General features: G+C 41.7%; 8 protein-coding genes and 1 tRNA gene. 5 read left to right on the plus strand and 4 right to left on the minus strand.

Annotated elements, in window-relative coordinates:
- Positions 1 to 14 precede the first annotated feature (14 nt).
- Positions 15 to 176, plus strand: coding sequence for a hypothetical protein (locus H6G96_RS27760; protein ID WP_190915544.1), 162 nt, complete (start codon positions 15 to 17; stop codon positions 174 to 176).
- Positions 177 to 691: 515 nt separating this feature from the next.
- Here the strand turns inward: H6G96_RS27760 and H6G96_RS27765 are convergent.
- A complete protein-coding gene (locus H6G96_RS27765; RefSeq protein ID WP_190915546.1) occupies positions 692 to 904 on the minus strand; it encodes a hypothetical protein in 213 nt (70 codons plus the stop codon).
- Between the two features lie 628 nt (positions 905 to 1,532).
- Between H6G96_RS27765 and H6G96_RS27770 the strand changes: the two genes are divergently transcribed.
- Both H6G96_RS27770 and H6G96_RS27775 read left to right on the plus strand, forming a co-directional pair.
- Positions 1,533 to 2,426, plus strand: a complete 894-nt coding sequence (locus H6G96_RS27770; RefSeq protein WP_190915548.1) for a hypothetical protein — start codon at positions 1,533 to 1,535, stop codon at positions 2,424 to 2,426.
- Positions 2,426 to 2,650, plus strand: coding sequence for a hypothetical protein (locus H6G96_RS27775; protein ID WP_190915550.1), 225 nt, complete (start codon positions 2,426 to 2,428; stop codon positions 2,648 to 2,650). Before H6G96_RS27770 ends, H6G96_RS27775 begins: the two co-directional genes overlap by 1 nt.
- A 22-nt stretch (positions 2,651 to 2,672) precedes the next feature.
- Here H6G96_RS27775 and H6G96_RS27780 read toward each other — a convergent pair whose 3' ends face one another.
- Positions 2,673 to 3,140, minus strand: coding sequence for a hypothetical protein (locus tag H6G96_RS27780; protein ID WP_190915552.1), 468 nt, complete (start codon positions 3,138 to 3,140; stop codon positions 2,673 to 2,675).
- A 154-nt stretch (positions 3,141 to 3,294) separates the two neighbouring features.
- On the opposite strand from H6G96_RS27780, the gene H6G96_RS27785 reads away from it, so the two are divergent.
- The gene (locus H6G96_RS27785; RefSeq protein ID WP_190915554.1) at positions 3,295 to 3,546 is read left to right on the plus strand and encodes a hypothetical protein; all 252 of its coding nucleotides are present in this window, start codon (positions 3,295 to 3,297) and stop codon (positions 3,544 to 3,546) included.
- A gap of 47 nt (positions 3,547 to 3,593) precedes the next feature.
- Here H6G96_RS27785 and H6G96_RS27790 read toward each other — a convergent pair whose 3' ends face one another.
- A complete protein-coding gene (locus tag H6G96_RS27790) occupies positions 3,594 to 4,796 on the minus strand; it encodes a site-specific integrase (protein ID WP_190915556.1) in 1,203 nt (400 codons plus the stop codon).
- A gap of 59 nt (positions 4,797 to 4,855) precedes the next feature.
- On the opposite strand from H6G96_RS27790, the gene H6G96_RS27795 reads away from it, so the two are divergent.
- Positions 4,856 to 4,962 (plus strand) — tRNA-Leu (locus H6G96_RS27795).
- 786 nt (positions 4,963 to 5,748) lie between these two features.
- Here H6G96_RS27795 and H6G96_RS27800 read toward each other — a convergent pair.
- Complete coding sequence (locus H6G96_RS27800; protein WP_190915567.1) at positions 5,749 to 5,928, minus strand: hypothetical protein; 180 nt, start codon at positions 5,926 to 5,928, stop codon at positions 5,749 to 5,751.
- Between the last annotated feature and the right edge of the window lie 72 nt (positions 5,929 to 6,000).

Genomic DNA, 6,000 nt, shown 5'->3' on the forward strand with positions numbered 1-6,000 from the left:
CATAGGTTAATCAAATGGCTACTACTTATAGAAAAACCCTACCAGTGCGCTTTGAGGATGATCAATATGTCATACTGACCCATGACCATATTCAATACATGGCTGAGACTGGTAATAAAGTATCCTTAAATACCTACATAATGATTAAGTTGGGGTTGGTAGAGCCTAGTAAGTAAAGCGATCGCGGGATACTCTCAGTCTAAACATATTCCACTAGCGGCTTTAGGCTTCCCCGTGCAACCTCAAGTATCCCAGTAAAACAAAAAGGGGTAACTAGCGCCAACTAGTTCCCCCCGGAACCTGAATATCTCAAAGACTCGAAAAAAGACAAACCGGGATAAGCCCCAAGGATTAAAATAATGAAATATTATAACTCTCATACTATTACTGGTAATCAGTCAACACCAACCCTTGATTAACTGTTGTACTGTTGTACCCTATCTTATCCCCCTGATAGCTTTGGTATGATACCAGATGCCACTAGGGTCATCTAGATACCACTAATATTTACTTTTAGGTACTTAGGGTTAACCTTGTTCCCTAGTAATCCCCCAAATATTTAATAATCCATCTTATCTCTCTCATATTAATGGTATCACACCAGATACCACAAGGGAGATACTAGATACCATAATAGGAAATCCCAGAGGTTAGTCTGGGATGGTTGAGGGATAGGAATAAGTATTTATGCTTATTTGGCTTCTAGGGTGGTTATCCGGGATTCTAGGCTGTCTAGTTTACCTATTATGGATACTTCGATCGCTGGATAATCCCCTAGCCCTTGTCTGATACAGTCCATGATTAGTTGCTGTTTAGACTTACCTGTAATAGCCTTGGCTGACTCTAGAAGGTCTTTTATGTCCTCTGGTAGTCTCAAAAGCATTGCTGGGGTTTTAGTTTTCATAGTAGCTTCTTATATATATTTATACCATTATATCACTATATAGTCATATAGTCAATATTTAGATATCTATCTATGGTACCAAATAATGGTATCTAGTATCATACCACTTACATGAGGGAGATAGGATGCATTAGAGAAGAATAGAGCAAATAAGGGAATAAAGGGTTAACCCTGATACCATTACTTTGGTATCATACCTGATACCAAACTTATGAGGGGGATAGGAAGGGGTACAGTATTCACTAGGTATTAAACCATAGATTAGATTCTATGTATTTCTGAATAAACCATCAATGGTTCTATGATAATCCCTATGTGTTATCCGGTATCTAATATTTGGTATCTGGTATCATACCATTTAAGTGAGGGGGATGAAGTAGGGTACAGTATACACTCTAGGGTTTCCAATAGAGTCTAGTCTATGGTCTGATGGATAAATAGGGAATATTGCAATGGTTATTTTTAGCTGTGGTATCTGGTATCATACTAGTTAAAAGAGAGAGATAAGATGAAAATCTATACAGAGTAAGGGTTTTAGAAGTTAGCCAGAGGTTGATACCAAAAAATGACAATGTACAAGAGAAGTGGTATCATGGTATCACACCAAATATAAGAGGGGGGTAGGATAATGGCTAACAATATTACAAACATGACTCTGCGGTTACCTGATGATCTAAACTTGCAACTACTGGCGGCTTCTAAGGCGGCTGATGTCAGTAAACATCAAATGATACTAGACCTAATCCGCGCAGGGTTAGCTGGTCAGGTTAGCCAGTCCCTAGAGGTAGCACAGCAGGTCAAGGAACAACTAGATGGCGATCGCCCCATTACAGATGTCGCCATAGATACTAAAAATGCCCTGGATATGATACAGGCACAGCTACAGATGTTACAGGGGCAATACCAAAGTCTTAAAGAGGATATTGCTAAGAAGAAAGATGAGCCTGAAGTCCAGTTTAAGGCAGGTTATGAGATTACTAAACAGTCTACCCTCAAGTATTCCATGCTACTGGCCAGCGATGGATATGAGCAAGAATGGGGTAAGGGTAATAGAAAGGATAAGTACATCTACCACACTGACCTCGGTATCATAACCAAAGTAGGTAGAACTAAAACAGGTAGAAAGTCTTTCTGGGTATTGGCTACAGATGTGGAAGATTTACAAGTTAGCCCAGATGGAGACTTTATCAGCCCATTAGGTAAATATGGATATGACCAGGAAACATGGGAAAGAGAAGCCGAGGAAGTTAAGGGTAACTCCGGTGTGTTGGCAGACCAATATAAATATCGGGCGGCTGATGATGAAGAACTGGCATCTATCGACTGGGAACTTGGTATCACTTCAGAATACCTAAATGAAACCTTTGATATCGACTTCAAAGTACTATTCAGCCGAACCTTACTAGATATCCAAATAGATGGTGTATGGACTCACTTCATTAAACAGTCTAATGATACTTGGGCTAAAACAGGTTGCTATCGCGCCATCGATTACAAGGCTAAGGTTCTAGGAGTTAAATAATGGATGATCAGGATTGGGCTACCCAGCCCAGCCCCTTTAAGGGACAATACTTACCCGATTACCAACCCATAGTTAGATGGGTAATGCCTAAGACCTCCGAGGGGTTACTGGAGACTTACTATTACAACAAAGCAGGTCAGATGGTTAGAGAAGTATTCAACCAATCCGGTAAGAAAGTAGGGGTTAACCTAATCAGAACTGATATGACTAAGGCTACTGGTTAAACTAAAACCACCCAGCGATCGCCTAATCAACATCACAGGTATTTAATAACCCCGCATTAGAGCTTTGCTGTACTGCATTTGCAAAAGCAGTGGTTCCAATAGCAGCATAACTATAGGTATCTAGTAATGAATCTAGTTCTTTTAGACCCTCTGGGGGTAATACCTTCGCTATTTCTGGGTAATCAGAACCCCTAAAACCAGAACTAGACCACCAAAATATACCAAATGGGCTTCTATCAAATGTCTGGATAACATCAAGGTCATCTGTAAATAGCATATAGTCTAGCTTGCCATCTGTACCCTTGAACTGGAACACCCAAGCACCCAAAGCCATCCCCATATTGTAGACCTTGCATTTAGTCCTATCAAAGGGTTCAGCATCCACATCATACATATCATCGGATGAACCACCTACCTGGGTTTGGATTTGGGCCTGTCCCTGTCCCTGTGACTGGTTGGGGGGCTGTTGTGCCCCTGAATACAGAATCAATAAGATTATTACTATAACTACCGCTTCTCTAGGGTTCTTCTTAATCAACTTTATGAGGTTATTTAGCATCAAATATACTAGTATCCAATATTACCTATCTAAGTCTATTCTGGTAAATAACCGAGGTCAATGATACCAATCCCTAGTTGACTAAGTGTCTACAACAGCATACAAAAAAGACAACCCTAATATGAACCTTAAAGCCAGGGCTATTATCAAAGCCTTTACCCCCAAGCAGAAGGCTACCTTCAAACTACTGACCCTCGAACAGAAGCAAAGGCTACTAATCATCCTACTTAAGCGATCGCAGGGAACCCGAAAACCAATAATGAAGCGCCATAAGAAAACCCCAGTACACCCAGTGTCATCTGTAGATGCAATAGTAAACTCCCTTGATATCCAGTGAATATAACAAAGCCCCCCGGAAGACTCTGGGGGGTTCTTTATTGGCTCCTATAGTTCTGGTAGGCTCAAAGGTACTGTATTACCTGCATAATGCTTCAGGATAATCTCAGGGCTATTACCGACTAACTTAGCTACTGTGGAGACTGTTAGACCCTCAGCCAGCATCAGGGTAATAAATGTATGCCTAGTGTTATAGGGGCATCTGTAGCGCTCGATTTTACCCTCCTCCAGTAGTCCCTGAAGTACTCCATTGTAGTTTTTGTTGCTTGTCCTGCCGCCCTTCCAGACCTGGGTAGAGAATCTGGTGTTGCTGATTATTCCCCCAGTCGGACTAGTGAATACTGATTGTTCTGGGTCAGGGTTAGGGGGCCTAATGGATGTTAGTAGTTCTCTGACTTGGCTGTTACATGGGAACTTTCGAGCCTTACCTGTCTTAGTCCCTTTCCTAATATTTAGCTGGCTATCATAGGACTCTGAGAATGTGATCTGAGTGCAATCAGAGTTAATATGTTTCCACTGTAGGGCGATCGCTTCCCCAGTCCTACAGCCAGTCCAGAATAGGAACTTAACAAAGGGCGCGTAGTGTGGCCGGGTATCCTCAAATGCTTTGATAATGGTATTCATTTCTACTTTACTGAATGGGTCTATGGCATCGGAATCATGCTTAGGTAGTTTGATGTCTTCGGACATCCCGGCGAATGGGTTATCTTTTACCAACCCTGAGACAACAGCCCATTTACAGCAAGCCGCTAGATAGGTCAGTACTCTTTTAGCTGCATTTGGGGTCAACTGGGATAACAAATGATCTCTGATAGCGATCGCCTGACCCAAGTCTTTAGTAGGCAGTGCCTTGATGTGATTTGTATACTTTCTGGCATAGTCGCGCCTATATGTAGTAGAGGCTAACTGAGGCTTCATATAAGCGCAATATTGCCCCCATAGCTCCATTAGATTAGTCTGTGGTGTATTAGGCTTAACTATGGATAACTGTGGCCTTTTGTAGTCCTCTAGTTTCTCTTTGTAGCGCTCAAGTGTCGGATCTAGTTGCCCGGTGATTATCTCTTCTTCTATCCAGTTTGCTACTGAGTCTACCCTGCGGCGATTAAGTTCAGTGGCATCTAAACCAGTACTGATGATTACCTGTTTACCCAGAGGTGTTATAGACCTTGGTAATCTCAACCTAAACTTACCTCGGAACTCTTCTACCCCTACATTACCCCTAGCTGTCCTAGCTGGCTTGGCTGTTCCCATTTGAGTATCATTAACCTCTACTGTCCCATGATGATATTCAAAATGATATTCAAAGTCAAGGGCGCATAGTGGGACTGGGGCTTATAATGGCGCATTAGCTATTCAGGGCTATTTTGTAAGAGGTCTGCAAAACCTCCACCCCCGGTTCAAATCCGGGTGCCGCCTTAATTTATGTCGATTGCCAAATTATTTGTCCGCGTTGATAGACTAATGTCCACATTGACGAATTAATGACCGCATCGACAGCGATATCAACTTCACAACTCCACTAGTTAAGCTGTTCCACATTAAACTTACATAATTTCCGGGCTGGAACTTCTGACTAGCTTGGTTATTGTCGAAAATTAGATATGGTTCAGCTTAACATTGGATGACATGTATGTTTCTGTGTAAATACACTGGCTATCATAAGTATGCAGACAATTACATTATAAAGATGGCAGACCTCTGCCTTACCTTTCAACCCGCCTCTAGCTGGGAGGGGCGTTAAAACTCTATGTTTCACACCTTTGATTTACCAACGCTTCAAGAGGAATCTTTGCTAAATCTCCCAAAATAGCCCGTCAGTCAACACTTAAAAAAGTAAATCAACCAACATAATAAAGCTTAGAAACCTTACTAAATAGGCGATTTTAAGTTTTGGCATATCAGCAGGAAAATTGACCCCGCTTCGACTTGCCAAAAAATAATTAAGGTGGGTTCCTCCTTGATCGGAGGTGATTTAGTAGCCACCACTGCGGTAAACCCGCACCTCTATTACTGGGGGCGCACCTTATTCCTGTCGGAAAGGAACAGCAGCATCAAGGTGGGCAGCTACTAGGGTCAGAAAGCAAGACTGTTTAACACCAACCAAACTAACCCAAATTTACACAGCACAGAAGCTTGTAACAAGCATGAACTGCGGCGCTGTTGAATATTCTTATTCTATTGTCAAGGTTCGGTTTTTTGTTAATTAATTTTTTTTGCGGGAATGGTAAACTGCGATCGCTAATTCTTTCGCTTTATCCTGGGGACTACCCCGAATTACCTGTTTTGACTCCTCTATAACAATTCCAGCTTTAGCAGCCTGGCTTTGAATAAGTAGAACAAGGTGAAAAAACCAAACTATGTAAAGATAAGTAAATACGTACAATGTGTCTACAAAGGTAACAGCGATATGGGCAGCCGTTTAAGGGTATTTCTGACTAGAGAGCAAGATAAAACT

Origin of the sequence: Nostoc sp. FACHB-892, assembly GCF_014698795.1 — a bacterium.
GTDB lineage: Bacteria > Cyanobacteriota > Cyanobacteriia > Cyanobacteriales > Nostocaceae > Nostoc.